We start from the raw sequence: 26,256 nt of genomic DNA, 5'->3' as shown, positions 1-26,256 counted from the left end.
GCGGGTGTTCAGCGGCGAAACTGGATGGTCGAGCTGACCATTGCTCCGCGCTCGTCACGCAGCTCCAGAAACCACGTGTTCGCTTCGGCGGGCGGCCTCGGCGCCGTGACCACCCCGGTCCCGATTTCAGCCGGAATGGTCTTCCAGGTCCGGCTCGAACGCAGTCCGTCGTCCGTCGTGTAATGCAGGGCGGCCGATTTCAGGGGAACGTCGCTGGAGTAGCTCTGGCGAACGACATCCCCTTCAACCTGGATCTCGCCCGGCACGGGAAGGGCTTTCTCATCTCGGCAGAACGAATCGACGAACAGGCCAATCTCTTCCGGCGCCCATCCAGGGGGATGCCCATGCTGCATGTTCACCTCGATCCGCATCTGCTTCGGCCCAGGTACGACGTCGAAGCTCTTCTGGTAGCTGTCGAGCGGATAGTGAACGTCGTTCGTACCGTTCACGAACAGAATGGGAATCCGGCAGCGAAGCAGCAGACTCGAGGGATCGTACGCCTGGACCCATTCCTTCCGACGGTCGCCGAGTTTGTCGATCGACGGCTTCTGGACCGACTCCCCTTCATGAAGGAACCCGCAGCCGTAAACTGGAACCGCCGCCTTGAAGCGATCATCCAGCGAGGCGACGAGGCAGGTCGTATAACCGCCCCAACTGATGCCGGTCACCGCAGTTCGGTCCGCAATCACTTCGGGAAACGACCTCAACAGCGAATGCGCCCGGATGACGCTCGCCGCCGCGTGATACGGCCAGTCATCCGAAACGTCGCCGCCGATGCTGTCGAACTTTTCAGGATGCCCGTGAAACGGTCCGCCGTTCTCAAGCCGCGTCCGTGTGTCGGACCTGGCGGTCTGGTTCCTGACTGGAGTTCCATCCGCCTCGAAGGCCGGGGCGTTCGGCCGGCTGCCTGAGAGATCCATCGCGATCGCGGCGTAGCCCCGCTTTGCCCACAACCAGGTCCACTCGGCGAACGCCGTCCCGCCCCCGCCATGAATCAGGACCACTCCCGGGAACCGCTCTCCGGCCTTCGCGGTCCGCAGAGTCGCAGGCGAGGCATAGAACGCGAAGACCTCCGTGTCGCGCCCCTGGAACGGCTCGCCGCGATAGAGCAGGGAATGGACCGGCCCGTCCTGCGAGACCCAGCGCATCTCCGGCGTCTGTTTCAACGCCGTGAGATTCCACGGGCCGACCTGTTTCACCGCGTCCGCCGTCACGACGAGTCGTTCCCCGGTCTCAGGCGCTGTCAAAGTGGGTTCCCCCTGCAGCAAACCCTGACGCACGAGGAAACGATCGGCCGCGATCAGGGTCACTGCCTGCCACGGGTCCTTATTGAAGAAGCCATGGGGCATTCCTTCGGCGAGCTGTACTTCCGTAGTCTTGTTTCCGACATCCTTGAGCTTCTGTGCAGCGGCATCCCAGCCCGGCTTCCAGGTGTCTTTCGTGCCGAAGAACGCAATGGCCGGAGCGAGATTCCGTCCGACATGCTGCAGTGCGTCGATCTCCGGGTCGGCCTGGTCTTCCGCGGTGAATGCCGGATTGAACAGCACGTAGGCCACGACGGACGTGCTGACGTCCAGAGGATCTGCCGGATCATTCAGTCCCGGGTTCGTCGTCGCGAGAATGCTGATGTGCCCGCCGGCCGAGCCCCCGCCGGTGATCACGCGAGCCGGATCAATCCCCAGCATTGTCGCGTTTGACTTGAACCACCGGATGGCCGACTTCGCATCGGTGATACACACCCGCTTTTTCTCTCCAGTCGCCGCCGCTCTCGCCTCGGCTTTGGTCAGCTTGCGGTAGTCGACGGTCGCCGTCACCAGCCCCCGACTGGCGAAGTATTCACACGCCCGGAGGAACTGCCTGCGCGTCCCGCCCGTCCATGCTCCACCGTGAAACAGCACCATCCCGGGGACTTTGGCCTTCGCCGGCTCATGCGCAGGCGGAAAGAACACCTCGATCTCACGAGGCTCTTCGGCCGAATGCTTGTAGACGAAAACTCTGGACGTCGGTTCAGCCCCGCGGACGTCGCCCGCGAGCAGCGACATCACGACCAGCAGCGGAAGGAAAGCTCGCACGGCAATTCCTCTCGGATTTCATTCAGGCACGTTCACGACACAAGAAAGTCCACATCGCATCCGCGTTCCAGGGGGCTACTCTCCCACCTTCCGCACTCCGACGGACAGCAGGATATTCGCCCACAGCGCCTGTTCGGCCGTCTGGATCGTCAACACATGCTCGCGGCTGGCGACCGCATTGTAGAAGTCCCACTTCGGTATCGGAGTGAGCTTGGCCGACACGTTGTAGTCATCCAGGATCTCGCGATACTGCGCCCAGATCGGCGGGTCCCCCTGCAGCGAGTACGGGTCGTCTGCGGGGATGCCCATGGTGTTCACGACTTCAATCGGAATTGCCGACAGGATTGCCTTCAGCACGTCGACACAGTTCACGATTCCAGGCGTGAGATTCAGGCTGACCAGTTCCGCGTTCGGGCCCAGCGTCGTCGAGGCCGGATAGTTGCCGTCGGCGATCAGGATCTTCGCATGATGCCCTGCCCGCCCGAGGACTTCGTTGATCTTGGGGTGAATCAGCGTGTGCTTGAGCATGGCGGAGCGCATCCCGGCGTCGGAGAGGAACATCGAATTCTGGAAGAGAATGTATCAGCGAGCGCAGATCGAGTCCTGCGTCCCCTTCCGACGTTGATTCTCGTCGGGCGAACGGCTTCAATCGTCCCATGCTCCACGCGCCCTGGAGCACGGGACAGGTCGCGCCCCAGTCCCTTCAGCCGTTCTGGGTCTCTCACTCTGCCGGCGTTCTGCGCCGACATTCGGAGAAGGTTCTCGTGATGCGCAGCCTGCTTGTCCGAATTGTTCATGGAACCGCCCTCCTCGCCCTGGGAGGCCTGATGACTTCGGGCCCCACGGCCCTGGCGGCCGACGCTCCTTCCGGCCCGTTCGCAGTTTCGCCTGGGCCCGATCCGTTCGCCCAGATCGATTCGCTGCTTTCCGCTCCCTCCGAATCGCGCCTGCCGTCCGGCGCTCCCGGCCCGGCGTACTGGCAGCAGAAGGTCAGTTACAAGCTCGACCTCACGATCGATGAAGACGCGAAAATGCTTCGCGGAAAAGAGCACGTCACCTACGAGAACCATTCCCCGCATACACTCACTTACCTCTGGCTGGCCCTGGAATCGAACCAGGCCGCCCCGTTCTCCGATGGAGCGTTGGCCAAAACATGGAAAGACAACGGCGAGGTCACCGTCGAAGACTTCCGGCGAATGCTGACCGCCCGCGAATTCGATGGTTCCACGAAGATCCTCTCGCTCAAGGCCACAACCGGCGGCGACCTCTCGCACACACTCAATAAGGGGATGCTGCGAGTCGACCTCCCCAGGCCGCTGCCCGCTGGAGGCGTGTTCGAGTTCGACCTCGCCTGGGAATACCTGATCAACGACACCAAGCTCATCCCGACCCGCTCGGGACACGAAGTTCTCGACGACGGCACGGCCATCTTCGGGATGGCCTACTGCTACCCGCGTCTCTGTGCCTACACCGATTACGGCGGATGGCGTCTCAAACAGCCAATCCGCTACGGGGAGTTCACGCTCGAATTCGGCGACTTCGAAGCCAGCATCACGGTTCCTGCAGACCACATTGTCGGCGCCACCGGCGCGCTTCAGAACCCCGGCGACGTTCTCTCGGCTGACATGAAAGCGAGGCTCAAGCAGTCGCTGACGTCCGGCGCCCCCGTGACGATCGTGACCAAAGATGAAGCCGAAACGTCGCGCCGGAAGCCCTCCAGGGAAACGAAGACCTGGAAGTTCGCCGCGAAGAACGTCCGCGATTTTGCGTTCACCTCGTCGCGGGCTTTCGTCTGGGACGCCTGGGGGGTTCCGCTCGATGGCCGAACCGTCATCTGCCAGTCGCTCTATCCGCGCGAAGGCATGCCGCTTTGGGACAGGTACGCCACTCACGCAGTCGCGCATGCCGTCGAAATCTATTCCTCCGTCACCGGCATTCCTTATCCCTGGCCGCACGCCACGGCCGTCCTCGGGTCGCATCCGAGCGGCGGGATGGAGTATCCGATGATCAGCTTCAATTCGCCGCGTCCCGAGAAAGACGGCACGTACACCGACAAGACGAAGTGGGGCGTCATCCGCGTCATCATCCACGAAACGGGGCACAACTGGTTTCCGATGATCGTCAACAGCGACGAACGACACTGGATGTGGCTGGATGAGGGCTTCAACACCTTCGTTCAGGGATTCGCCGAACGAACCTGGAAGGATGACCCGAAGATTCCGACGGCTCAGCCGAAGTTCGTGGTCGACTACCTCACGAGCGATCTGCACCAGCCGCTCATGACGCAGCCGGACAACATCCAGAACATCCCTCAGAACGCCTATTTCAAAACGGCCGTCGGGCTGACGATGCTCCGGGAGACGATTCTCGGCCGGACGCTCTTCGATTCGGCCTTCAAGGAATACTGTCGGCGCTGGGCCTACAAACGGGCCGAGCCGGCCGACTTCTTCCGCACTATGGAAGACGCCTCCGGCATGGATCTCGACTGGTTCTGGCGGGGCTGGTTCTTTTCCACGTCGACCAGCGACGTGGAGATCGTGGCCGTCCATCGCCGCACAATCCAGGACGGCGATCCGACGAAGAACGGCGAACGTGAAAAACGGAAGGAGTCGAAACTTCCTCCGAGCATCACCCGGGAACGCGATGCCGGCGCGCCGCGACGGATCGACCGGATTCCCGAACTGAAAGATTTCTACGACGGTTTCGACCCTCATGCTCCGACTGACAAGCAGGCTGAAGACTTCCGGAAGTTCATGGAACGGCTGACGCCGGCGGAGAAGAAGGCCCTGCAGTACGACAAGGTAATCTACGAGGTGAAGCTCAAGAACCACGGCCAGCTGCCGATGCCCGTCATCCTGAAGCTCGAATTCAACGACCAGACCTCGGAAATCCGCCGCTATCCGGCGGAGATCTGGCGTCTGGCCAACGGCGAACTGTCGACCCTGGTGCTCGCTCCGAAACCGGTCGTGGCCGTCACAGTCGATCCCTACAACGAAACGGCCGACACCAACTTCTCGAACAACCGTTTCCCGCGCTCGATTGAGGAGACTGACCTGCAGATCACCAAGCCGCCGGTGAAGATCGAGAACCCGCTCCACGACTCGCTGGAGAAGGAGCGGAAGGCAAAGGAGAAACTGGCGAAGGAGAAAACCGCGCCTCCGGATGTCACGCCCTGATCTTCCTGACGCCTGGCTTCTTCGGAGAAGCCAAGGCGTCTTCGTCCGAAGCCACGCAACATTCCTGAAGCGACAAGGACAATAGCACTGCGTCGTCACTGTGGGTCTTTTCCCCCCTCTTCGAGAAACGACCATGGCCAACCTCCTTCTCATGGGGTCAACGGGCACTGACGTCCGGGAGCTGCAGACGCAGCTCAATGCCAAGTTCCGGCCGACGCCGCTTCTGGCGGTCGACGGAATCTTCGGCCCGAAAACGAGCGCCGCCGTCCGTGGATTCCAGACGAAATCCCACCTCACTCCCGACGGCATCGTGGGCCCGAAAACCCGCGCCGCCCTGGCGGCGGCTCCGTCCGTCGGACCCGGTCCCGGCCCTCTCCCGGTTCCGCCGCCGCTCCCGAAACCGCAGATTGGTCCCTACACCGTTCCCAGCCCCGTCTACATCGCGCAGGACAAAACGAACTCCTGCTGGTTCGCCTCCGGTCAGATGCTGATCCAGTGGAAGCGGAACCGGACCAACATGACCGATTCGCGGCATCCTGATCCGTCCGAGTCCGAGAAGTGGTCGAAGGTCTACACCGACGACGGTGGCATCTCGAACGGCCAGATCAAGGCGTTTGCGAACGACATGGGATTCGAGATGGTCCCTCCCATGTCTCCCACGCCGGAAGCGATCCTCGGCTGGCTGACGACATTCGGCCCCTTATGGGTCAACGGCGTGAAGCACATCACAGTCATCATCGGCATCCGCGGGCCGCGCGAAGACACCGAAGTCCTCGTCCTCGATCCCGCCGACAAGGCGAATCCCGGCGGGACCTGGCGCAACCTGCGAACCTGGTATGTGCTCAACAGCCACTCCGGCCGCGACACGTCCGGCGCTGTCGAGGCCGTCTTCCTGCGGCTGCCGTAGTCGCGATCTCCAGGCTTCCATTCTGGGTCTCCCTACGGGCTGGCTTCCTCGGAAACCAGCCCGTTTTTCGCTGCTCGACATGGCCGGCCGCTGATGGCGTTTCCGCAGCGGGAGGACCTGTGACAACTGTGACCGACCTGTGACATCGGTGTCACAGCTGGAAGCAGAAGGAGCGTTTGAGGTTGCGGCACGTGTGACAGGTATGACCACTCTGGCGAGATCCTTCGGGCCAAAGGCGAATGATTTCTGACGTTTCTTTGCGTGAACGGCCCCACGTGTCCGAGCGGCAATCCGCCGCGTGATGTCAATGAATCAAAACTCCTCACCCTGACGGACGGGGTTGCGCGGTGCAGAGACCTGCAGTGCGGCGGCACCGGTGTCTCCAGGCGCAGCGTTGTCGCGGCGGAACTCCTTATTCCCGGACCAGTTCGGGGCAGTTCTTCGCGAGCCATTCCGCGGCCGACCCGGCCCGAAGGCTGCCGAAGGTCCGGCCCTCGATCTTCTGCTGGGCCTTCCGGATCTGCCGGGTGACCATCGCACTTTCGATTGCTTCGTCCTCTTTCATTCCCAGTCGTCTCAGGATGTCCCGCGTCCGGTCTCCTGCAAAGGCTTTCAGGACGGGGTCTTCCAGAGACAGGACGTGGGCCATCCGGCAGCGACAGGGCAACCCGCGGGCGAACTCCAGGAGTTCCTCGTCCACTGAGGGGAGCGGATGCCGTTCCGCGACGAGGAGATCGATGACGGCGGACTCGTCCAGCCTCGCGGCGAAGGCCAGTTCCCGCGACAGGTCGCTGGCCGGGACTGCCCGGCAGGGGACCGCCCACGACCGCTGTCCCACCATCTCGTCCAGACGGGCCAACACATCGGGGAAATGCGCGACCAGCAGCACTGCGTCCGCTCCGCCTGTCGACCGGGCGATGGCTTCACTGCGTAACCCTTCAAACCTGGCGTCGGCAGTCATCCACAGACGATCCGGTCGTTCTTCAAGCCGCCTCGGCTTCCCGCCGCCAAACAGAACATTCCACCACCCCATCGCTTCGTCCTCCTGATGCGACCGTCAGTCAGGAGTGATGGCCGATCGAGGGGTTTGAATCAAGGAACGCGCCAGGCGCCGCCACGCCATCCCCATCCTGCCTGGCGTCCGTCGGCGCGCGCCCCACCGGAGCTGGGGGCGACGGCGCTCGGCAATATTCGCATGCTCATCCGACTGCGCGATGCGAGCATGGCACCGGGCGCGCGGCGGGCAGAGGTCCTCAATTCCAGCCCTGAGCTGCTGCGCATATCCTGCGCGACATGGCCTCCGTGCCATGATCGAGTCTCCTGGGGAAAGGCGTTAGCACCCGTTCCCTACCGGAGACTCGATTTCTTTGCCAAGACGGAAGTTACGCCGAAAGCAGAATCGTGGACGGCGTTGCGTGCCACCCGACCCGCGACTTGCCCCCAGCTTGGGCGACCAGTCGCAGGGAGCGCTCGGCAACGTTCGGCTGGGGGCTTCGCTCCGCTGCGTCCCCAGCCACGAATTCACGGATTTCTGAGACGCTGACCACAGCCACCCGGCCCGGGTGGGCTGCCGACCTGCCGATTACGCTGACGTCAATTCGAGTGAGGCAGGCAAATCCTGGCCTGGTTGTCTATAATACTAACGATTTGGATGAGAATGGCGTGGCAGTGGCCGTAGCGGCGATTGCCAGCTACGTCATCTTGGGAGGAGCGGCTACCACCGGCACCGCGACTAGTACCTCGGGCAACCAGTCCCAGTTAGTTTCAGATGTCGCGGCCGCTGTCCTCATCGGAATGTTGGGAGTTCCTATGTGACGGCGATGTTACGCATAGAATCGGCGGACATGTTTTATTTGGTTTATCCCTCGTGGCTTTCGGTTGGACTGCCATGGCAGGACATCGAGCGCGCGGCGGCATCGAGTGAATCGACGAAACGATTCACTCGGGTTGGAACGCACATCGAGGCGGAGGCGTGGTCAGGGACGCTTGGAGGCGGAATCGTACGTATTCCATGCGAAATGGGACCGCAGCTCTCTTCCTTGCTCCGAGTCGGTATTGACACGGGACATAGGTCGAACCCGGGGCTGGTCGATCCCGTCGTGGGGGACGCGCATACTTTACGTACTCATGTGCTACGAATGTATGCGATTCCAAGTCCCTCCATCATCCGCCCGCGACATGTCGAGTACCGCTGCCCGGTTAGCCCTGAGCATTGCAGCGCAGCTGGCGAGAATGTGTATTGGCTTATGACCTTTCCACGAGGAACCAAAAAGGTGCCATCGGGGGACGTCATGTCCAGCATCGGGGTGCCTTTTGGGCTCCATATGGAGCCTGTCACTCCTCCTGCCGCACTCAATACGGAAGTCGATGCCTGGTGCAGCGATCATTATGACCGGCATTGGTTCGGCGTCGTCGGCGCCAGTCGCGACCTCATGTGGAACTATGCTGTCGCCGTGTATTGCGGGTTGTCTCTGGCCGCGACGTATCGTCGTCTTCAAGCCATCCATGTGGTGGCACAATTCGAAAACCCGTTCAACTGCCGTTGCCGATGGAATGAGCGCCATAGATAGCACACTTCTGAGGCCGTTCGTCGAAACCTTCGAGTATGATGCCGTGGCCGGTGTGTACTGGCGGGTCGGGTGGCACGCAACGCCGTGAACGAAACGGGATAAGTCTTTGCCGGATTTGAGGAAAGAGCCAGACTCCCAGCTGTCGCCAAACAGCAGTCTTTACAGACCCAAGGGGAGTCTGGCATGGATGCCAATAACCGGCCCGGCAGCATTTCGCAATCCTGCTTTCGGTTGCTGCAGGAGGATCTGCTCCAGGACCTTGCCACACATGGCAACTCGAACTGGTCGCTCTTCACGCTCCTCCGCGTCGCGCTGGCGTGGGCCATCGGAGAAGAGCCTGAACTGACACGACGCTTCACGGTCGCTCATGACACCGCACTGCGACTCGGCTGGCGGAATGTCGGGGCCGACACCTACCAGGGTTTTCTCAAAGCCCTCCAGCGCTGGACGCCCACCTTCCGAGAACGCCTCACCCGACACTTCCGGAAACAGATGCAGACCCTCAAGGGAGGCCACGAGCGCCTGTGGGGCTGGTGTGTGCTGGCTGTCGATGGAACTCGTATCGCGGCCTCCCGGACACAGGCCAACGAACGCGCCTTTCAGTCTCCGAAGAAACGCCCTCCCAGGCGTCGACGTCAGAAGTCCATGCGACCGAAACCCTCACGATTGCCGGCCGGCCCGCAGGTCTGGCTGACCGTCCTGTGGCACATGGGATTGGGTTTGCTTTGGGACTGGCGGCAGGGTCACACCGGCAGCAGCGAGCGCGACCATCTGCTCGAGATGCTGGATGATCTTCCGGAGCGATCGCTGCTCGTCGGCGATGCTGGCTTCCAGGGCTTTCGCTTGTGGAACGAACTGCAGCGGCGCCGGGTGCCAATGGCAGCATCCCATGGGTGGCACTGGTCTGCTTGCAGCCAGTGACGAGCGTTGCCGAGTGTCATTTGAGAAGCGCGGCGACTTTGTCCCAGCCGAGGGATTTGGCGAGTTTGAGCGGCGTCATTCCGTTCTTCGCCACCACATTCCTGTCGGCGCCGGCTTCGAGCAGGACCTTGACCGTCGCGAGGTTCCCTGCGAGGGCCTCGTCGTGCAGCAGCGTCCAGCCCTTGTCATCTTTGGTGGAGACGAAGGACGGATCTTTCGCGATCTGCTTCTTCAGTTCTTCGGCCATGCCCGCGCTCATCGGATGCTCGTCCGTGTCGGCCGGCGGCTTGCCTCCGAAGAGGCTCTTCAGGAAGCCGGCTTTCTTCGGTTCGGGAGCGATGCGGATGGAATCGGGGTCGCCGAAGTCGAGGCCCCAGGCGGCGTCATGTTCTTTGCGTTCGCGGGGCTTCATCCGGGAACGCATGAGGTTGACCGTGTACGCGCCGAAGACCTCGCCGTTGATCGCGTACATCCAGTCGGTGATGTTGGTCAGCGGGATGCGAACGGAGTCGCCCTCGCTGACGGACTTGAGTTCATTGGGACTGTTCAGCAGGACGCCGCGGACGGTGCGGCCATCGAAATCGATTTCGGAGAGCCACATATGCTCGACTTCGGCATCCTCGACGTCGCTGTCGGAGAAGGGGGCTTTGACGCAGGCGAGATCGAGGGCGGGGACGATTCGTCGGCGTTCCCAGGAGAGCTCTCGCCAGAAGTAGCGGAAGGTCTTGCGGGCGTTCGCGTACGCCTGCTGCATCTCTGGGGCGTCGTTCTTGAACCAGAAGACTCTGGAGGGTTCGGAGTCGCTCATGGGAGTAGCCCTGGGTGGAGCAGCACGGGGGCCGGAAGCCAGGCCGGCGATTGAGAGATTCTAGAGGGAACCTCGTGGGCCAGAAATGGCGCGGGGGGAGACTCGGGGTCGCAGTCGTCGAAATCGGACCTCACGCCGCCAGACCCATCACAAGTTCCCGCCCCGCGCAACCTCACCTGTAAGGAGAGAGAGTTCGTTCTTTGGCAATTCGAAACCGACGCGTGACCACCCGCCGAAACGGGGTGAAAAACGACCACCGATCTCGTCACACATGTCACACATGTCACAGGTCGAAAAAACCAATGTACTAGACCATTTTCGGCTGTCACAGGTCTCGTCACAGGTCTCGTCACAGGTCGTCACAGGTCGTCACAGGTCTTCCCCTCAATCGGGGTCACAATTTCGGGAGAGCCGCTGGACGGTGCGAAGACCTGCCGGATGAGACTTCCGGCCAACGTCCCGGCGAAGGACTTCTGGTCGGTCGTGCTGGATGACCCTCAAACGCGTTCCAAGCTGCAGACTTCGCAGCCGTTCCCGAGCAGGAACAACAAGCGGGGCAAGCTGATCACGAACGCTGATGGTTCGACGGACCTCGACTTCGGCCCCAGGGCACCAGCTGGCCAGGAAGAGACCTGGGGCCAGACCGCGTCCGGCAAGGCCTGGTTCGTACTTCTGAGTCTCTCTGGCCCGCTCGAGCCCTGGTTCGACCAGAATTCAAGCTTTCAATGGCACCCGGCGAGTGAACGCCTGTTCCACTTGGAGGTATGAATTGACGCGCAAGAATCCTCGGCCCCGATCCGAACCTCTTCAACGCTTTGCTGTCTCGCCACCTGATGCTCGGTACCCACGATCTCGCCCTGTTTGTCGCGTCCAGCTGGCTGCTCAACATCACGCCGGGGGCCGACACTCTGTACATCACCACCCGCAGCGTTACGCAGGGGATGAAAGCGGGGATCGTGGCGGCACTCGGCATCAGCTGCGGATGCTGCCTGCACGTGGCCGCGGCGGCGCTGGGCATGTCGGCCCTGCTGGCAACTTCGGCGATGGCGTTCAACATCGTGAAGTTCGCCGGGGCGATCTACCTGATCTACATCGGGGTGATGTTCCTGATGTCGGGCCAACGCTCCCGGGGGGCGAGGACGCCGGCCCTGGCGTCGCGTCTGCGGAAAGTCTTCGCCCAGGGGTTCCTGACGAACATCCTGAATCCGAAGGTCGCGCTGTTCTTCCTGGCGTTTGTGCCGCAGTTCATCGAGCCGATGGCGGCCAACAAGCCGCTGGCGTTCCTGTTCCTCGGATCGGTGTTCACGATCAACGGCACGATCTGGTGCCTGTTCCTGGCCTGGGCATCCTCTCATGCCCGCTCGCTGCAGCTTGGCAGCCGGACGGGAATGTGGCTGAACCGCACGATCGGCGGGTTCTTCATCCTGCTGGGAATTCGGCTGGGGCTGGCGCGACAGGCGTGAAGGGGGGCCCAAAATAGGTTGCTGGGGCAAGGTCCGATTCACGTCACTTCACGGGGATGGACAGCCTCCCCGTGCGAAACCTCTTGCGGCTTCGCCGCACCGGTTGCACAGCAACGCGGTGTTACCCGGGTTTCAGCAAATCTCTGAAATGACGTGTCGATTCCGGCGACGGCCGATCGTCGCATCAGCGAACACACGACTCATTTCAGACACCGAACACCTGCAAATCGCCCCGGAGCCCAGACATGCCCACGAAAGCACAACGCATCACCGGATGGATCTTGACCGCACTGGTCGGCCTCTTCCTCATCGGAGCCAGCGGAGTTCCCAAGTTCTTCGACTTCCCTGGCAAGGCCGACATCATGTCGAAGCTGCAGATCCCGCTCGATCTCCTGACGACCCTGGGCGTCATCGAAGTCGCAGTCGCGGTGCTCTATCTGATTCCCCGCACGGCATTTCTCGGCGCGATTCTGACGACGGCCTACCTCGGCGGCGCCGTCTGGACCCACCTCCGCGTCAACGACACCTGGTTCTTTCCGATCATCATCGGCGTGCTGATGTGGCTGGGCCTGGCACTGCGCCGCCCGGCGATCTTCCGACTGCTCTTTGGCCAGGAACCCTCCGCAACCCCCTCCGCCGGCGCAGCCGGCACGTGAGCGGGTTGAGTGGCACGCCCTGCGAAGGGCGTGGCCGCGTGCCACGACGACTTCGCCACGACACGGGCCCGACAGAAATGGAGACGGCCTGATCTTCGGCCTGGGCAGCCTTGCTCGCTCGGCAACTCTCGCCACGCCCTTCCTTCCTGACGTCAGTCAGGGCGTGCTACACGACCAGTTGCACAGCAACCGGCGGTACCCGGTGAATCTGGGTGCCACTGGTCTGCTTGCAGCCAGTGCCAAACGTTGCCGAGGCAGCCCTCCGTTGAGTACCGTCATTGAATGCAGGGCCATCGCAAGCAGCTCAGGCGATTTCACGAGCCGGGCGACGTTCACGAGCTCACATTCTCGAACTATCGGCAACTCGAACTGCTGACACGCGACGACTGGCGCCAGATGCTCTGCCAGTCGATCGACCGGGCCATCGCGAACCATAAGTACCGGCTCGTCGCGTTCGTCCTGATGACGAACCATGTGCATCTGCTGGTCTTCCCCACCGAAGTCAGACCCGGTGAGCTTCCCGATCTGGACGTGCTCCTGTCGGCCATCAAGCGGCCGTTCTCCTACCGCGTGAAACAGATGTTGATCGCGGAGAAAAGTCCTCTGCTGCACGAGTTGACGGTCCTGGAACGACCGGGGAAACCGGCCTTCCGGTTTTGGCAGGAGGGGGCCGGTTACGATCGCAACCTGAGAACGGAGAAGAGCCTGCTGGGATCGATCGACTACATCCACGCAAACCCGGTCCGCGCCGGCCTCGTCGCCCGGCCTGGGGAATGGAAGTGGTCGAGTGCCCGGTGGTATGAGTCAGACAAGAGGATTGTCGACCCGGAACTGCCGACGATTCATGGCCTCCCACCGGAGGCGTTCGGGTAAGAGTGTGTGGAGTAGAGTGGCTCGGCAACGCTTGCCACTGGCTGCAAGCAGACCAGTGCCACCCGCCGGAAGTGAGTCCCCACGTGGCACTTCTGGCCTAGCGAGTCGATGGAGCCAGCGCGTCGAGCAGCATTCGCTCATACAAGGCTGACGCTCCCGTCGCCGACTCAGCACTTGGACTTTGGGTGGGCGCGAGCGGAGCTAGGTCCTGTAAGCGTTGACGGGCTTCTATCCATTCCGCGCGTTCCTTATCGGCAGTCCGACTTTCCGTCGAATTCAGCTGAGTGTCCACCGTGCGGCCTTTGTTGATCTCGCCGGCACTGGCCGGAGGTTTTTCGCAAGGGAGCGGGTCAACGCGGAGGATCCGCTCGTTGGCATCCCCGATTGTGATCGTCGATTGCACGATGCCGATGGCGTCCAGCGGGCTGCTGGCGATCTCGCCGCGGCGGTTGACCAGCAGCGTGACATCCTTTGTAGGCTTTGATGGCGGATCCTTCTCCGCATAGTCCAAAATGGCGAGGACAAGCTTGGCCAACTCATGGCGATACTGCGGCTCGACCCAGACATACGTATTGCGATAACAGCCCATGTAGTCATGGCAGTCCAGCGGGACATCCTTAAATCTGCCTTGGCAGTACCAGCCGCACTTGATGGTGCAGGGCCCGTTGCAGTCGTACGCCGGGATCGTCACGCACCCCGTGTCCGGATCGACCTTGTAGGGCTGGCCGGTCCTCGGATCAGTCAGCGAGTTGCCGCCCTCATCGACAAACGGCAGGTTCGTCAGCGGGTCGAGTACCGGCCGTCCATCTAGCAAGACAGGCTCGTTCTTCGTCTTGTCCCAGACGGCGATTTTCTGGTTTCCGGTCTTGCCCAAGAACTGCTTCTCCAGTCGGCAGCAATCGGTGCACGGATCACAGACTCCCACCGCCCGTTGAAACGCGCATCGCATGCGGCGAAGCTTGTCAGGATGGCGAATGGGATTGAGGGCCCATGATTCCTGGATGTTACGGCTCCCGGAAAGTCCAGCCACCTTCCGAAAAGAGTTCAGCGCACTGACCGAGGCGTTTCCAGTGTCCGAGACTGACGACGTCCCGCCGTTGGGAACCGCGAAGTGAGGCACAGCATAGGGATCGACAACGAACAGGGCCAGGTTGTCGAGCACTTGTCGACGATAGATATCGTTCAGCGTGTCCGCCTGGTGAATGGTGTCGTACCTGAGTTGATGGTGTGTGCAGCCCGTCCCCCAACACATCAACGCAATCGCTATAGCCCGCCACATTTCCCAACCTCCGTCGCTTGCGAGTTGTCCAACTCCCGACGCATTCGTTCATTCGACACAAGCGGACTCTTAAGAGCAGTCCGAACAACCGGCCCAGGTTCGTCGACGCAGACCCCCTATTTTGTAATGCGACTCGGAGAATGATGTTCGCATTGTGCTGTGAGTGGTGGCAGAACGAGACGGGCCGACGATCAGACTTAACCTGCAGCTATTGCCGTCGCTCACTCGAAATCCATTGCGATCGGCCCCGGGACGCAGACCACCTGTTCAGGTGGCACGCAACGCCGTCCACGATTTCTACGAGGCATCGAGCAAAGCCTGGCCTTTGAGTCGAAGTTTCGGCGTCAGCTCGGCCATCTGCGGCGGCCGCACCGGCGGTTCCTGTTTCTGACGCGCCGGGTGCCACTGAAAGCCGAATCTGGGTGGCACTGGTCTGCTTGCAGCCAGTGCCACCCATTGCCGAGCCCACCACCCATCACATCCCCTCTTCCTTTCCTTCCTTCCCTTCTGCTCTCCGCGTCTCAGCGGTGAATCTCCTCTCCCCCACGCGCCAGACACACCGCGACGCCCCTCCCCTCCGTGCGTCTCCGTGTTCTCCGTGGCTCCGTGTTCTCCGTGGCTCCGTGGTGAACTTCCTGCACGGCGCAACAAAAAAAAAGCCCAAGGGTCACACCCCCTGGGCCACTGCTGAATCGAAACTCTCAATAAACCCCCACCGTCGTCGTCTTCGCGAACTCATGGAACGGCCGCGTACCGCTCACGCCCTCCCACGGGAACTGCTCATACGGCCTCTCGCGTTCTCCCTCGTCCCGCTCCATGAAGCCGGGGATGAACAGCTCATCGGTCAGCGTGTACAGCTTCACGCGTCCGGTCCCGCCGTACTCGACGGTCTTGTTGTAGTCCTTGAAGTCGACGATCTCGGTCACCGCCCGCGGCTGCGGGGCGTAGTAGCTGATCTTGTAGTTCTCTTCCTTCGACACCGGCTTGCCGCAGGCCAGGCCCATCAGCGTGTTGCCGTAGGTCGGGGCGATGTAGACGTTGTCGCCGAGGAGTTCTTCCTTGGCGAACCGCATCCACTGGGCCGTCATTTCCGTGCCGCCACAGAAGATGCCGGTCAGGCCGGCCTCTTCGATGCTCGACCCGTTATCGACGAGCCGAAGGCAGAGGGCCTCGAGCAACTTGGGGGTCGCGAAGGCGCACTTGATGTCGTGGCCGGCCGAGAGGATGGTCGTCGCCTGGTCGATGGCATGGTCGGCATAGGCCTTCGCGCCGGCGATGTCTCCCTTCTTGATCAGCTTCACGACCCAGCGGGGATCGAGATCGATGCAGAAGCAGATGCCGCCGCGGAACTGGCAGAGGTGCTCGATGGCCAGCCGCAGCCGGCGGGGGCCGGAGGGGCCGAGCATCAGCCAGTTGGCCCCTTTGGGGAAGTACTTGTCGGGGAGCGTTTCGGAGAAGAGTTCGTAGTCGATCCAGTGATCGCGGACGACGCAACGGGACTTGGGGATTCCGGTGGTGCCGCCGGTCTCGAAGACGAACCGCGGTTCGCCATGCAGGCTTTTGGGGAGGAAGCGGTCGACGGGGCCGCCGCGGAGCCAGTCGTCTTCAAAGAGGGGGAATTTTTTAAGGTCGTCGAAGCACTTGACGTCGGTGAGGGGGTTGAAGTTGTAGGTTTTGGCCTTTTCGAGCCAGAACGGGGCTCCGTCTTCCGGGTGGAAGTGCTTGTGAACGGTGCGGACGGTGTGCTCGTCCAGGCGTTTGCGGGCTTCCGTGATGCGTTGTTCGAGAGGAATCGACACAGGCAGACTTTCTGAGAAGGCAGGACAGGCCGGCGGCCTCGTTTCCCAAGCGTAGGCGGGAACATCAATTTGTCATTTCTGACGCCGCCTGAGTCAATTGACGCCCCCTGGCCGAGGCCGGGGGGCGGGGGGGCAGTCGGCTGCGATCCGAGCGATGTCTGACATCGCCTGCGAGCGATTCCTTGAAGCGGTCCTGTCCCGGAAATACGATCCGGGCTTCTGCCGCGAGAGTGCGTTCTGTGCGGCCCTGAGTTTAGGAGCGAGTTCCAATGAAAGTTGCGTTGTTGACCGGCGGCGGCGATTGTCCGGCTTTGAATGCGGTGATCCGTGCAGTGGTTCGGACGATCGAGAACGCCGGCGGCGAGACGATCGGCTTTCTGGAAGGCTGGCGCGGGGCGATCGAAGGCAACTTCACCCCGCTGAAGGCCTGCGAGACGGACGAGATCCTGCCCAAGGGGGGGACGATCCTCGGCTCGTCGCGGACGAATCCTTACAAGGATCCTGCGCTGGTCGAAAAGATCCTCTCCAACTTCAAGGAACTCGGCCTCGATGCCCTGGTGGCCATCGGCGGCGACGACACCCTGGGCGTCGCGAGCAAGCTGTACAGCGACTACAAGTTCAACACCATCGGCGTTCCGAAGACGATCGACAACGATCTTTCGAGCACGGACTTCACGTTCGGTTTCGACACGTGCCTGAACACGGTGATGGACGCCGTGGACAAGCTCCGCACGACGGCCGAATCGCACCGCCGCGTGATGGTGGTCGAGTGCATGGGCCGTCACGCCGGCTGGATCACGGCGTTCTCCGGCATCGCCAACTCGGCTGACGCCTTTATGGTTCCGGAGCGGCCGACGCTGCTGGACGATGTGTGCGAGCTGCTGAAGCGCCGCCGCGAAGCGGGCAAGAAGTATGGGATGGTGCTCGTCAGCGAAGGGGCGACCATCAACTACAAGGATGCGAACGGCAACGTCAAGACGGTCGACCTCAGCCAGACCGGCAAGAAGGACGACTTCGGGCACATCCAGCTGGGTGGCATCGGCAAGCAGGTCGCCGACCTGATCAAGTCGAAGACCGGCATCGAAACCCGCGAAGTGGTGCTGGGACACCTGCAGCGCGGCGGTTCGCCGAGCGCCTACGACCGTGTCCTCGGGACGCGGCTGGGCATCCACGCTGGCCGGCTGGCCCTGAAGAAGGACTTCGGCAAGATGGTCGCGCTTCGCGGCCTGAAGATCGTTGCCGTGCCTTTGGCGGAAGCCGTCGGCCAGATGCGGACGCTGCCGGAAGAGTTCCTCGACGAAGCGAGCGAATTCCTCCGCTGATTTCAGCGGTTGAATGCTGAACGATCGACAGGCCCGCGCAGTCGCGCGGGCCTGTTTTGTTGATGTCGAAGTTCTCCGGGCGAATGGGGCTCAACGCCTCGGGAGCGGCAAGAGAACATCCACGACAACGTTCGCGACATCGTTGCCGGAACGGGCCGGAGGTGTGGCCCGGGAGCGATCGTCATCCACCGCGGCGGGCGGCGAGTTCATCGATCAGGGTTTCGACGGCCCGCGGCTCCGGGGGTTTCACGAAGTGGTGGTCGAAGCCTGCGTCCCGCGTTCGGCGGCGGTCCCCTTCCTGGCCCCAGCCGGTCAGGGCCACGAGGACCACTTTCTCGAGCCCCGGGGTGCTGCGGATACGCGCGGCCACTTCGTGGCCGTCCATCGCGGGCATGCCGATATCCAGAAATACCAGGTCGGGCGGGTCGCTCGCGACGATGTCCAGAGCCGCGAGACCATCATGCGCCACCCCGACATCATGCCCCTGCCTCTGCAGCAAGGTCGCCAGGGTCGTCGCCGCATCGAGGTTGTCGTCAACGACAAGAATCCGGAGTCGCGAAGCAGTCCGCCTGGGAACAGGTTGGGCGTCCACCAGCGAAACCGCGGCAATATCGGTCGCCGACATGAGCGGCAGCATCACGACGAATTCTGAGCCCTGCCCAAGCCCGGCGCTACGGGCGGCGACGCTGCCGCCGTGCAGCTCCACCAGGTTCTTCACGAGCGTCAGCCCGACCCCCAACCCTCCCTGGGCCTTCGTGGACGGATTCTGCGCCTGGACGAACAGGTCAAAGACATGTGGCAGGACATCCGGCGCGATTCCAATGCCGTTGTCGCGGACGGTGACCACCGCCTGTCCCACGACCTCCCGCACGTCGACGGAGATCTCGCCGCTCTCGTCTGTGTACTTGGCCGCGTTCGTCAGCAGGTTGCCGAAGACCTGCGTCATCCGCGTCGGATCAGCGTTCACTTTGAGAGATCCGGAAGCGATCTCAACCGCCAGTCGGTGGTGCTGTAAAGCGATCAGGGGCTGGACCGTCTCCACCGCGCTCGCGATGACGTCGCCGAGTTCGATCGGCTGCGGCCTGAGCCCGATCTTTCCGCGCGTGACGCGGGACACGTCGAGCAGATCGTCAACGAGGCGAACCAGGTGGTCGACCTGTCGCTCGATCACTTCGCGGGCCCAGACTCCGGTCTCAAGGTCGAGGTCGGCAATCTTGAGAAGCTGCAGTGAGTTTCGAATCGGGGCCAGGGGATTCCGCAGTTCGTGTGCGAGCGTCGCCAGAAATTCGTCTTTCAGTCGATCGGCCTGCCGGAGCGATTCCTCCGCCTGCTTCCGTTCCGTGATGTCGGTCGAGATGCCACATACCGCGAGCGACTGGGCGGCGCCATAACGGAACGGGGCCTTGATCGAGATATACGTCCGCAGCCTGCCGTCCTGAATTACCGACTCTTCAAACTCGGCGGGTTGTTCAGTCGCGAGGACCTTCCGGTTGTTGGCGGAAAACTGTTCGACGATCTCCGGGGGAAAGAACTCATCCAGCTTGCGGCCCGCCACCTGCTCGTTCGTCAGTCCCAGGACATCGCGCCACCGGCGATTGATGAGCAGGAACCGGTCGTCAGCATCGACGAGGTAGATCATCGCAGGCGCATGGTCGAGAACGGCCTGCAGGCGGGCCTGACTTTCCCGCAACTGATTTTCGGCTTCAATTCGTTCAATGAACTGGCCGAGAGTGCCCGCGATAGTCCCGATCACTTCGAGCAGGTTGGCATCCTTCGGCCGCGAGCGTCTGGAGAAGAATTCAATGACGGCGATCGTGCGATCCCTAGAGCGGATCGGACAGGCGAAGCTGCTTCGCAGGCCAGCGTTGATCGCGGCCGCACGTCGGACGAAACCCGGATCGTCACTGATTTCATGGATCCAGGCAGGCTGCCCCGATTGCCAGACGCTCCCCGGCAGGCTTTCTCCCGGTTCGAACGCGGCGCCGCGGCTTGCGTTCTCGAACTCGTGAATGTCGCCGTCCGTGTGGCGCCAGCTGTAACGGCAGCGGAGAAGTCCCGGATCTCCATTGGGGGCCCAGAAGAATCCGGCCTCCCAGTTCAAGTCGTCGCAGATCCGCTCCAGCGTGCCGGCGCAGGCGACGTCGATCGAGGGGGACTGGTTCAGGAACTGCGTGATGGCCAGGCGGGTATTCCGGTAGCGCTCCGTCTGGCGTTGCTCATCCACGTCACGGAAGACCAGCACACAGCCGATGACGCCGCCGTCGGCATCGCGAATCGGGGCGGCCGAATCATCGATTCGACGCTCGGCCCCGTCCTTCGCGACGAGGATCGTGTAGTTGGCGAGGCTGACGATCGTTCCATCGGCCAGGGCGCGCTGTGCGGGATTCTCGGCCGGCTCGCGCGTCCACTCATCGATAATCCGGAAGACATTGACCAATGGCTGGCCGACGGCCTCCGCGTTTGTCCATCCCAGCAGTTTCTCGGCGACGGGATTGAGGAACTCGACGCGGCAACCGGCGTCCGTGCTGATCACGGCATCGCCGATGCTGGCAAGCGTGACGCGCAGTCGTTCTTTCTGCTCCTGGAGCACGCGGGCGTCCTCTTCCGCGACGCGCCGCGCCGTCTGCTCGGCCAGGAGCCGGCGTTCGTTTTCCTCGGCCATCTTGCGCGCGGTCAGGTCGCGCGTGATCTTGGAGAACCCGCGAAACGTTCCGGCGTCGTCGTAGAGCGGCGTGATCACGACGTTGGCCCAGAAGCGGCTGCCGTCCTTACGCAGACGCCAGCCTTCGTCTTCGAGGCGTCCTTCGGCCCGCGCTATTTCCAGTTCCCGTGCCGGCCATCCTCTCTGAATGTCCGCGTCCTGGTAGAAGCGGGAGAAATGCTGCCCGATGATTTCGTCCGCAGAGTAGCCTTTCAGACGCTGCGCCCCCGGGTTCCACGTCGCGACGAGTCCCTGGGGATCGAGCATGAAGATCGCGTGGTCCCGCGCGCCCTGCACGAGCATCCGTAACTGCTCCGCCTCGTCTCTCGTGCTCCGTTTCTCTTCGTCGATTTCCGCGAGCCGCCGGACTTTCTCGCGGAGGACGAATGCCAGCAGCGGCTTCTGAAGGAAATCGACGGCGCCCAGCGCATATCCCGCTTCCACCTGTTCGCGGTCGGTCTCCTGGGCGGTCAGAAAAATGATCGGCGTGCGCTGGTGCCGGGGCAACAGGCGGATCCTCCTCGCCGTCTCGAAGCCATCAAGCCCGGGCATTCGGACATCGAGCAGGATGACGGAGAAGTCGTCGGATTCGGCCTTGGCGAGGGCCTCCAGACCAGAGTTCGCCTCGATGAGCGGGCGGTCGAGTTCTTCCAGCATCGCGGCGAGAGCCAGGCGATTGGCGCGGTTGTCGTCGACAACGAGGATCCTGGCCTGCGGTGCGAATTGTCGATCGACCGACCTTTCTGGACGGGGTTCAAGCGACTCGGGCATGCACCGTCTACCGGAGGAAAATGTGGAATATCAACGCAGCTGTCATCGGTCCGGGCCGGTCCACAATCGGACAGTGACTCTACAGTATGGCAGAATTGCGGCAGCGACAGGGGGCGCTGCTGACAGGCACCGCGGCTGTAGTGTCGACAAGAGACGGCGGGCGTCAACCAATTCCGCGTCCCCCTCTCCCCCCGACGACGGGAGCACTCGGGCGGGCCGGTCGCATTGGCGGCACGGGATCTGGCCATCCACCGTTGGTGGTGGTCTGCGGTCATGACTGGAACGACTGGGCCGCTTCGACGACGTCCTTCCGCAGGACGTCGATCGCGGAGGCGAACCGTCCGCTGGCGTCGGGGACACCCGACTGTTCGAGCAGCAGAATTCCGCGGTTCGTCGCCGGATCGTACCCGGCCCGCGCGTCGGAACGCTGCATGTCGTTCACGGCATGGTCGGCGGCGCTGATCAACGCGGCCATCATGAGGCCGTCTCCGGCTTCCTCTGGAGCGTGGTGAAAGCGAATGGCCGACACGAGTGAATCGGGCAGTTCGTTGGTGGCGGCAAACCAGGCGCCGATTTCGGCGTGCGATGCCCCCAGGTGCAGGCGCTCGCGGCCCTCGATGCCGACCGGCTCATTGAAATCGAGGGGGTCGATGTGTGGAGTGTTCACCGGATCGGCAATCATCATCAGCGTGCGGCCGAAATCGTGCATCAGGCCTGCCGTGAACTCCTCGCCGTCGAAGCCCAGCTTCAGCAAGTGGTTGATCTTCGTCGCCATGACGGCAGTGAGGAATCCGTGGGAGGCGAGCGTGGCCTGTCGCGTGTGGAGGCTGGCTGGAACGGTGTTCGACAGCGCCATCAGGCTGGCGGTGATAATGAAATCGCGTGCGCGCCGGCGTCCGATGAACAGCACCGCGTGATTCAGACTGGCGATCGGCTTTGGCGGGGAGAATGCGGTGCTGTTGGCGACGCGCAGAATGAAGGTGGCAAGCTTGACGTCGCGCTGGATGATCGACGCGACCTTTAACAGGTCGCAGTCGTCCGTGTTGACAATCTCCATGGCCTCTTTGGCCAATGGAGGAAGCATCTGCAGCCGGCCGACACCGCGCCGCAGGTGCTCGATCAACGAATTCGAAATCTCCAACCCGACGGTGGCCCGACCGGTCGACATCTGCCCGCTCCGCGACGTGACCTGGGCGCTCTGTGCAGGATCGCCCAATCAATCAACTTCGCACAGCCTTTGCACTCGGCCTCGAATGCAATGTGGACAATACGAAATCAGGGATCGCGGCCGCAAGCGCGATTTCTGGCGACGAACGCTGGCCCGCTTGCAGTATCGTGACGGCGACGATCAAGTCCGATCGACGTTCGAGGGCCCCGGACAATGGACGGCCCGACCTGTCTTCCGCCTCAAACCTGTGGTTGTGCGATGTCGAACAACGTGTGGACCCGTCGCCAGTTTCTCGCGGCGACGGCCGCCTTCGCTGCGGCTCCCGTGCTCGGTGAGGGAAGTCCGTTTCAGTTCAGGTACCTGCTCCCCTCATGCATGTATGGCACGATGCGGCTGGCGGAAATCCTTCCGGAAGTCGCGAAGATTCACGCCGACGGCATCGATCTGTGGCCGAAGGTTCATGGGGATCAGCGCGAGCAGGCGGATGCGCTCGGACGGGATGGATTCGGTCGCCTGCTGAAGGAACACGGCGTCCGGCTGGCGATGACGACGCGTTACGACCTCGGGCCGTATGGACTCGAGAAGGAAATGGAGTACCTGCACGATTTCGGCGGGTCGCTGATCGTGACCGGTTCCGGCAAGCCTCCGCAGGGAAGTCTCAAGGAGGCTGTCCGAGAGTTCGTAACGCGGATGGAACCGCACCTTGCCGTGGCCGAGCGGCTCGGGGTGACGATCGCGATCGAGAATCATGGCAAGGCCCTGATCGAAAGCCCGGACTCTCTCCGCTACCTGGCGGACTTTGCGAAGTCGTCCCCGCGTCTGGGCATTGCGCTCGCGCCTTACCATCTCCCCCAGGAGCCGGAGACGCTGGCCGGCCTGATTCGCGACCTGGGCCCGAAGCTCGTCCACTTCTATGCGTGGGAGCATGGGATGGGATGCATGACGAAGCTGCCGAAGGACGACGAGATGAAGCAGCTTCCGGGCTATGGCTCGCTCGATTTCGGCCCGGTCGTCAAAGCACTTCGCGACATCCAGTACGGGGGACACGTTGAAGTCTTTATGCACCCGGTTCCGCGGGGCGTGCCGATCCTGCCGACGGCCGGCGAAGTGACGGCGGCGATGAACAAGGCGCGTGTGGCGTTTGAAAAGTCGCTGACCGGCTGACCATTCGCCCGCCAGCGACTTCATTCGAGACGTTTCTCCCCGCCGCCTGTCGCGGTCCGACGTTATTCGTCGGTGACGCAGCCTTCGCTGGCGCTCTTCACGTTCTTGATGTACTTGTAGAGCGTGCCGCGGGTGGCCTTGAACGGCGGCGCCTTGAACGCGGCACGGCGCTTCTTCATCTCGTCGTCCGAGACGGCGACGTCCATGCTGTTCTTCTCAGCGTCGATCGTGATCACGTCGCCGTTCTTCACGAGGGCGATCGGGCCGCCTTCCTGGGCTTCGGGGGTGACGTGGCCGATGATGAAGCCGTGGCTGCCGCCGGAGAAGCGGCCATCGGTGATGAGGGCCACCTTGTCGCCGAGACCGGCTCCCATGATGGCGGAGGTGGGCGTGAGCATTTCCGGCATGCCGGGTCCGCCTTTCGGGCCTTCATAACGGATCACGATGACTTCGCCGCCCTTGATTTCGTTCCGCTCGAAGCCGCGGAGCATGTCTTCTTCGCTGTCGTAGCAGAGCGCGGGGCCAGTGAAGACGAGGCCTTCCTTGCCGGTGATCTTGGCGACGGCGCCTTCGGGGGCGAGGTTGCCGCGGAGGATGCGGATGTGGCCCGACTTCTTGATCGGGTTGTCGACGGGCCGCATGATCTTCTGGCCGGCCTTCAGCCCCGGCAGCGGCTCGAGGTTATCGCCGAGCGACTTGCCGGTGACCGTCATGCAGTCGCCGTTGAGCAGGCCTTTCTCGAGCAGGGCCTTCATGACGGCCGGCGTGCCGCCGACGGAGTGGAGGTCTTCCTGGACGAACGAGCCGCTGGGCTTGAGGTCGGTCAGATAAGGAATGCGGTCGCTGACCTTCTGGAAGTCGTCGATGGTGAGGTCGACGCCGACGGAGCGGGCCATGGCGATGAGGTGCAGCACCGCGTTCGTCGAGCCGCCGACCGCCATGGTGACGACCATCGCATTCTCAAACGCCTCGCGGGTCATGATGTCGCGGGGTTTGAGGTCTTTTTCGAGCAGGACGCGGATCGCCTTGCCGGCGTCCATGCATTCTTTCAGCTTGTCAGGATGGACGGCCGGGATCGAGCCGCTGTAGGGGAGCGACATCCCGAGAGCTTCGATGGCGGTGGCCATGGTGTTGGCCGTGTACATGCCGCCGCAGGCTCCGGCGCCTGGACAGGAGTTCTTCACGATCTCGCGGCGTTCGGCATCCGTGATCTTGCCGGCGACGTATTCACCGTAGGACTGGAAGGCGGAGACGATGTCGAGCTTGTCGCGGCCGGCCCCACAGCCGGCCTTGATCGTGCCGCCGTAGACCATGATGGCCGGGCGATTGAGCCGGCCCATGGCGATCAGGCAGCCGGGCATGTTCTTGTCGCAGCCGGGGAGCGCGATGAGGGCGTCGTACCACTGGGCGCCCATGATGGTTTCGACGCTGTCGGCGATCAGGTCGCGCGACTGCAGCGAGTACGACATCCCATCCGTGCCCATCGAGATGCCGTCGGAGACGCCGATGGTGTTGAACCGCATGCCGTAGAGGCCGGCGGCGTTCACCCCTTCCTTCACCTTGGCGGCGAGGTCGAGGAGATGCATGTTGCAGGTGTTGCCCTCGTACCAGACGCTGCCGATGCCAACCTGGGCCTTGTTCATGTCCTCTTCGGTCATGCCGGTGCCGTAGAGCATGGCCTGCGAGGCGCCCTGCGAAGCGGGCTGCGTGATGTGGGCGGAGATTTTATTGAGCGGCATGGCAGGGGCAGGACGTAAAACGGAACAGGACGCAACCCAAGACGCCAAACGGGGAATCGAAGTTCACGGCGTTCGTCGATGGGACCGCTATTTCAGCAGATTCGGGGCGAGGGACCAATGAAAGAGACCGAGTCGAAGACTCGACTGACGGCCCTGGTGGCCATCCTGACCGCGATTCTCGTCGTACTGGCCGGTTTGAATGTCATCAGGATGCAGCGGACCAGTGCGGCAACAAGTGATGCGGCTTTCAAAGTGTTCTGGCTGAACCTCAACAAGCAACTTGAAGCTCGCGAAACAACGGGGGAGTTCCCAGCGAGTCTCGAAGAGCTGTGCGCACCACTGGACGAGCTGTCCGCGGAGCGGCTTAAACGGATCGACTACAGGCGCGAGGGGACGGGATGCCGGGTTTCAACGACGTTGCTCGGCGAGAAGGTTGAAAAGGTGTACGGACCGCGACAACCCGAGAGTCCTTCGGAACCGCAGGTGAAGGACAATTGAGCTCCACGACAAAGGATCCGCTCGGGCGGTCGCAGCGAGATCCGTTGCTGCTCGGCTGTGTTGCGTTTGCTCTCGTGTTGGGCGTTGTCCTGGCGGTTCCCAGTTTCTGCAACGCACGACGCGCGGCGCGAGACTCGGCGCACAGTGCCCTCTGGCACGAAGTCAATCAGCAGCTCCAGGGGCGCGAAGCAACGGGCGCGTTTCCCGCCAACCTTGGGGAACTCCCGCTGACCTATCCCGACAATGGGTTGCCAGAACTGCTGAAGCTAATCGATTACCGGCGTGACGGAAATGGGTGTCGAGTTTCGACGACCTTGCGCGGGCGGGCGCTCGAGCTGCGATACGGGCCGACCGAAGACTGACACGTAG

19 protein-coding genes and 1 pseudogene are annotated in these 26,256 nt (G+C 62.6%); 11 read left to right on the top strand and 9 right to left on the bottom strand.

Annotated features, from left to right (window positions below; all coding sequences use genetic code 11):
* Positions 1-8 precede the first annotated feature (8 nt).
* Entirely contained in the window at positions 9-2,072 is a 2,064-nt protein-coding gene (locus tag Pan44_RS10855) for an alpha/beta hydrolase fold domain-containing protein (protein ID WP_145030034.1), read from the bottom strand.
* A gap of 75 nt (positions 2,073-2,147) precedes the next feature.
* Positions 2,148-2,600, bottom strand: coding sequence for an RbsD/FucU family protein (locus tag Pan44_RS10850; protein WP_145035004.1), 453 nt, complete (start codon positions 2,598-2,600; stop codon positions 2,148-2,150).
* A 239-nt stretch (positions 2,601-2,839) separates the two neighbouring features.
* Here Pan44_RS10850 and Pan44_RS10845 point away from each other — a divergent pair, with 239 nt between their 5' ends.
* Both Pan44_RS10845 and Pan44_RS10840 read left to right on the top strand, forming a co-directional pair.
* On the top strand, positions 2,840-5,248 hold the full coding sequence (locus Pan44_RS10845) for a M1 family metallopeptidase (RefSeq protein ID WP_145030032.1): 2,409 nt from the start codon (positions 2,840-2,842) through the stop codon (positions 5,246-5,248).
* Between the two features lie 133 nt (positions 5,249-5,381).
* Positions 5,382-6,155: a peptidoglycan-binding protein gene (locus tag Pan44_RS10840; protein ID WP_145030030.1), complete on the top strand. Its 774-nt coding sequence runs from the start codon at positions 5,382-5,384 to the stop codon at positions 6,153-6,155.
* A gap of 412 nt (positions 6,156-6,567) precedes the next feature.
* Here Pan44_RS10840 and Pan44_RS10835 read toward each other — a convergent pair whose 3' ends face one another.
* Positions 6,568-7,188: a hypothetical protein gene (locus Pan44_RS10835; protein ID WP_145030028.1), complete on the bottom strand. Its 621-nt coding sequence runs from the start codon at positions 7,186-7,188 to the stop codon at positions 6,568-6,570.
* 1,720 nt (positions 7,189-8,908) lie between these two features.
* Here Pan44_RS10835 and Pan44_RS10830 point away from each other — a divergent pair.
* On the top strand, positions 8,909-9,646 hold the full coding sequence (locus Pan44_RS10830; protein WP_145030026.1) for a hypothetical protein: 738 nt from the start codon (positions 8,909-8,911) through the stop codon (positions 9,644-9,646).
* A gap of 16 nt (positions 9,647-9,662) precedes the next feature.
* Here Pan44_RS10830 and Pan44_RS10825 read toward each other — a convergent pair whose 3' ends face one another.
* Positions 9,663-10,454 carry a DUF2314 domain-containing protein gene (locus tag Pan44_RS10825; RefSeq protein WP_197454009.1) on the bottom strand — a complete coding sequence of 264 codons (792 nt, stop codon included), beginning with the start codon at positions 10,452-10,454 and terminating at the stop codon, positions 9,663-9,665.
* Positions 10,455-10,856: 402 nt separating this feature from the next.
* Here Pan44_RS10825 and Pan44_RS10820 point away from each other — a divergent pair.
* From Pan44_RS10820 to Pan44_RS10805, 4 genes and pseudogenes are all read left to right on the top strand, one after another.
* A pseudogene (locus Pan44_RS10820) lies at positions 10,857-11,222 on the top strand (DUF1214 domain-containing protein); the annotation flags it as partial.
* A 65-nt stretch (positions 11,223-11,287) separates the two neighbouring features.
* Positions 11,288-11,917 (top strand): LysE family translocator, encoded by a 630-nt coding sequence (locus Pan44_RS10815; protein ID WP_145030022.1) that lies wholly within the window; start codon positions 11,288-11,290, stop codon positions 11,915-11,917.
* A 245-nt stretch (positions 11,918-12,162) separates the two neighbouring features.
* The gene (locus Pan44_RS10810) at positions 12,163-12,573 is read left to right on the top strand and encodes a DoxX family protein (RefSeq protein ID WP_145030020.1); all 411 of its coding nucleotides are present in this window, start codon (positions 12,163-12,165) and stop codon (positions 12,571-12,573) included.
* Between the two features lie 282 nt (positions 12,574-12,855).
* Positions 12,856-13,446, top strand: a complete 591-nt coding sequence (locus Pan44_RS10805) for an REP-associated tyrosine transposase (protein WP_145030019.1) — start codon at positions 12,856-12,858, stop codon at positions 13,444-13,446.
* Positions 13,447-13,543: 97 nt separating this feature from the next.
* On the opposite strand, the gene Pan44_RS10800 is transcribed toward Pan44_RS10805, so the two are convergent.
* Entirely contained in the window at positions 13,544-14,320 is a 777-nt protein-coding gene (locus Pan44_RS10800) for a hypothetical protein (protein ID WP_145030017.1), read from the bottom strand.
* A 1,106-nt stretch (positions 14,321-15,426) separates the two neighbouring features.
* Entirely contained in the window at positions 15,427-16,530 is a 1,104-nt protein-coding gene (locus Pan44_RS10795) for a hypothetical protein (protein WP_390620642.1), read from the bottom strand.
* Positions 16,531-16,793: 263 nt separating this feature from the next.
* On the opposite strand from Pan44_RS10795, the gene Pan44_RS10790 reads away from it, so the two are divergent.
* Positions 16,794-17,846, top strand: a complete 1,053-nt coding sequence (locus tag Pan44_RS10790; RefSeq protein WP_145030012.1) for a 6-phosphofructokinase — start codon at positions 16,794-16,796, stop codon at positions 17,844-17,846.
* 181 nt (positions 17,847-18,027) lie between these two features.
* On the opposite strand, the gene Pan44_RS10785 is transcribed toward Pan44_RS10790, so the two are convergent.
* On the bottom strand, positions 18,028-21,318 hold the full coding sequence (locus Pan44_RS10785; RefSeq protein ID WP_145030010.1) for a PAS domain S-box protein: 3,291 nt from the start codon (positions 21,316-21,318) through the stop codon (positions 18,028-18,030).
* 271 nt (positions 21,319-21,589) lie between these two features.
* Complete coding sequence (locus Pan44_RS10780) at positions 21,590-22,486, bottom strand: HDOD domain-containing protein (RefSeq protein WP_145030008.1); 897 nt, start codon at positions 22,484-22,486, stop codon at positions 21,590-21,592.
* A gap of 258 nt (positions 22,487-22,744) precedes the next feature.
* Here Pan44_RS10780 and Pan44_RS10775 point away from each other — a divergent pair, with 258 nt between their 5' ends.
* Positions 22,745-23,650: a sugar phosphate isomerase/epimerase family protein gene (locus Pan44_RS10775; protein ID WP_145030006.1), complete on the top strand. Its 906-nt coding sequence runs from the start codon at positions 22,745-22,747 to the stop codon at positions 23,648-23,650.
* Between the two features lie 62 nt (positions 23,651-23,712).
* Here Pan44_RS10775 and ilvD read toward each other — a convergent pair whose 3' ends face one another.
* Complete coding sequence (gene ilvD / locus Pan44_RS10770) at positions 23,713-25,389, bottom strand: dihydroxy-acid dehydratase (RefSeq protein ID WP_145030004.1); 1,677 nt, start codon at positions 25,387-25,389, stop codon at positions 23,713-23,715.
* A 117-nt stretch (positions 25,390-25,506) separates the two neighbouring features.
* Between ilvD and Pan44_RS10765 the strand changes: the two genes are divergently transcribed.
* On the top strand, positions 25,507-25,887 hold the full coding sequence (locus Pan44_RS10765) for a hypothetical protein (protein ID WP_145030002.1): 381 nt from the start codon (positions 25,507-25,509) through the stop codon (positions 25,885-25,887).
* A complete protein-coding gene (locus tag Pan44_RS10760) occupies positions 25,884-26,249 on the top strand; it encodes a hypothetical protein (protein ID WP_145030001.1) in 366 nt (121 codons plus the stop codon). Before Pan44_RS10765 ends, Pan44_RS10760 begins: the two co-directional genes overlap by 4 nt.
* Positions 26,250-26,256 lie beyond the last annotated feature (7 nt).

The sequence above is a fragment of the Caulifigura coniformis genome, assembly GCF_007745175.1.
GTDB classification, from domain to species: Bacteria; Planctomycetota; Planctomycetia; order Planctomycetales; family Planctomycetaceae; genus Caulifigura; species Caulifigura coniformis.
Note: the sequence above shows the minus strand (reverse complement) of the source record. Positions and strands in the feature narration are given on the sequence as shown.

Excerpts from the sequence above, each read along its gene's own strand:
- Pan44_RS10825 (WP_197454009.1), bottom strand. The coding sequence starts at position 10,454 with ATGAGCGACTCCGAACCCTCCAGAGTCTTCTGGTTCAAGAACGACGCC.
- Pan44_RS10810 (WP_145030020.1), top strand. The coding sequence starts at position 12,163 with ATGCCCACGAAAGCACAACGCATCACCGGATGGATCTTGACCGCACTG.
- ilvD (WP_145030004.1), bottom strand. The coding sequence starts at position 25,389 with ATGCCGCTCAATAAAATCTCCGCCCACATCACGCAGCCCGCTTCGCAG.
- Pan44_RS10830 (WP_145030026.1), top strand. The coding sequence starts at position 8,909 with ATGGATGCCAATAACCGGCCCGGCAGCATTTCGCAATCCTGCTTTCGG.
- Pan44_RS10840 (WP_145030030.1), top strand. The coding sequence starts at position 5,382 with ATGGCCAACCTCCTTCTCATGGGGTCAACGGGCACTGACGTCCGGGAG.
- Pan44_RS10775 (WP_145030006.1), top strand. The coding sequence starts at position 22,745 with ATGTCGAACAACGTGTGGACCCGTCGCCAGTTTCTCGCGGCGACGGCC.
- Pan44_RS10815 (WP_145030022.1), top strand. The coding sequence starts at position 11,288 with ATGCTCGGTACCCACGATCTCGCCCTGTTTGTCGCGTCCAGCTGGCTG.
- Pan44_RS10835 (WP_145030028.1), bottom strand. The coding sequence starts at position 7,188 with ATGGGGTGGTGGAATGTTCTGTTTGGCGGCGGGAAGCCGAGGCGGCTT.
- Pan44_RS10805 (WP_145030019.1), top strand. The coding sequence starts at position 12,856 with ATGCAGGGCCATCGCAAGCAGCTCAGGCGATTTCACGAGCCGGGCGAC.
- Pan44_RS10850 (WP_145035004.1), bottom strand. The coding sequence starts at position 2,600 with ATGCTCAAGCACACGCTGATTCACCCCAAGATCAACGAAGTCCTCGGG.
- Pan44_RS10790 (WP_145030012.1), top strand. The coding sequence starts at position 16,794 with ATGAAAGTTGCGTTGTTGACCGGCGGCGGCGATTGTCCGGCTTTGAAT.
- Pan44_RS10780 (WP_145030008.1), bottom strand. The coding sequence starts at position 22,486 with ATGTCGACCGGTCGGGCCACCGTCGGGTTGGAGATTTCGAATTCGTTG.
- Pan44_RS10785 (WP_145030010.1), bottom strand. The coding sequence starts at position 21,318 with ATGCCCGAGTCGCTTGAACCCCGTCCAGAAAGGTCGGTCGATCGACAA.
- Pan44_RS10845 (WP_145030032.1), top strand. The coding sequence starts at position 2,840 with ATGCGCAGCCTGCTTGTCCGAATTGTTCATGGAACCGCCCTCCTCGCC.
- Pan44_RS10765 (WP_145030002.1), top strand. The coding sequence starts at position 25,507 with ATGAAAGAGACCGAGTCGAAGACTCGACTGACGGCCCTGGTGGCCATC.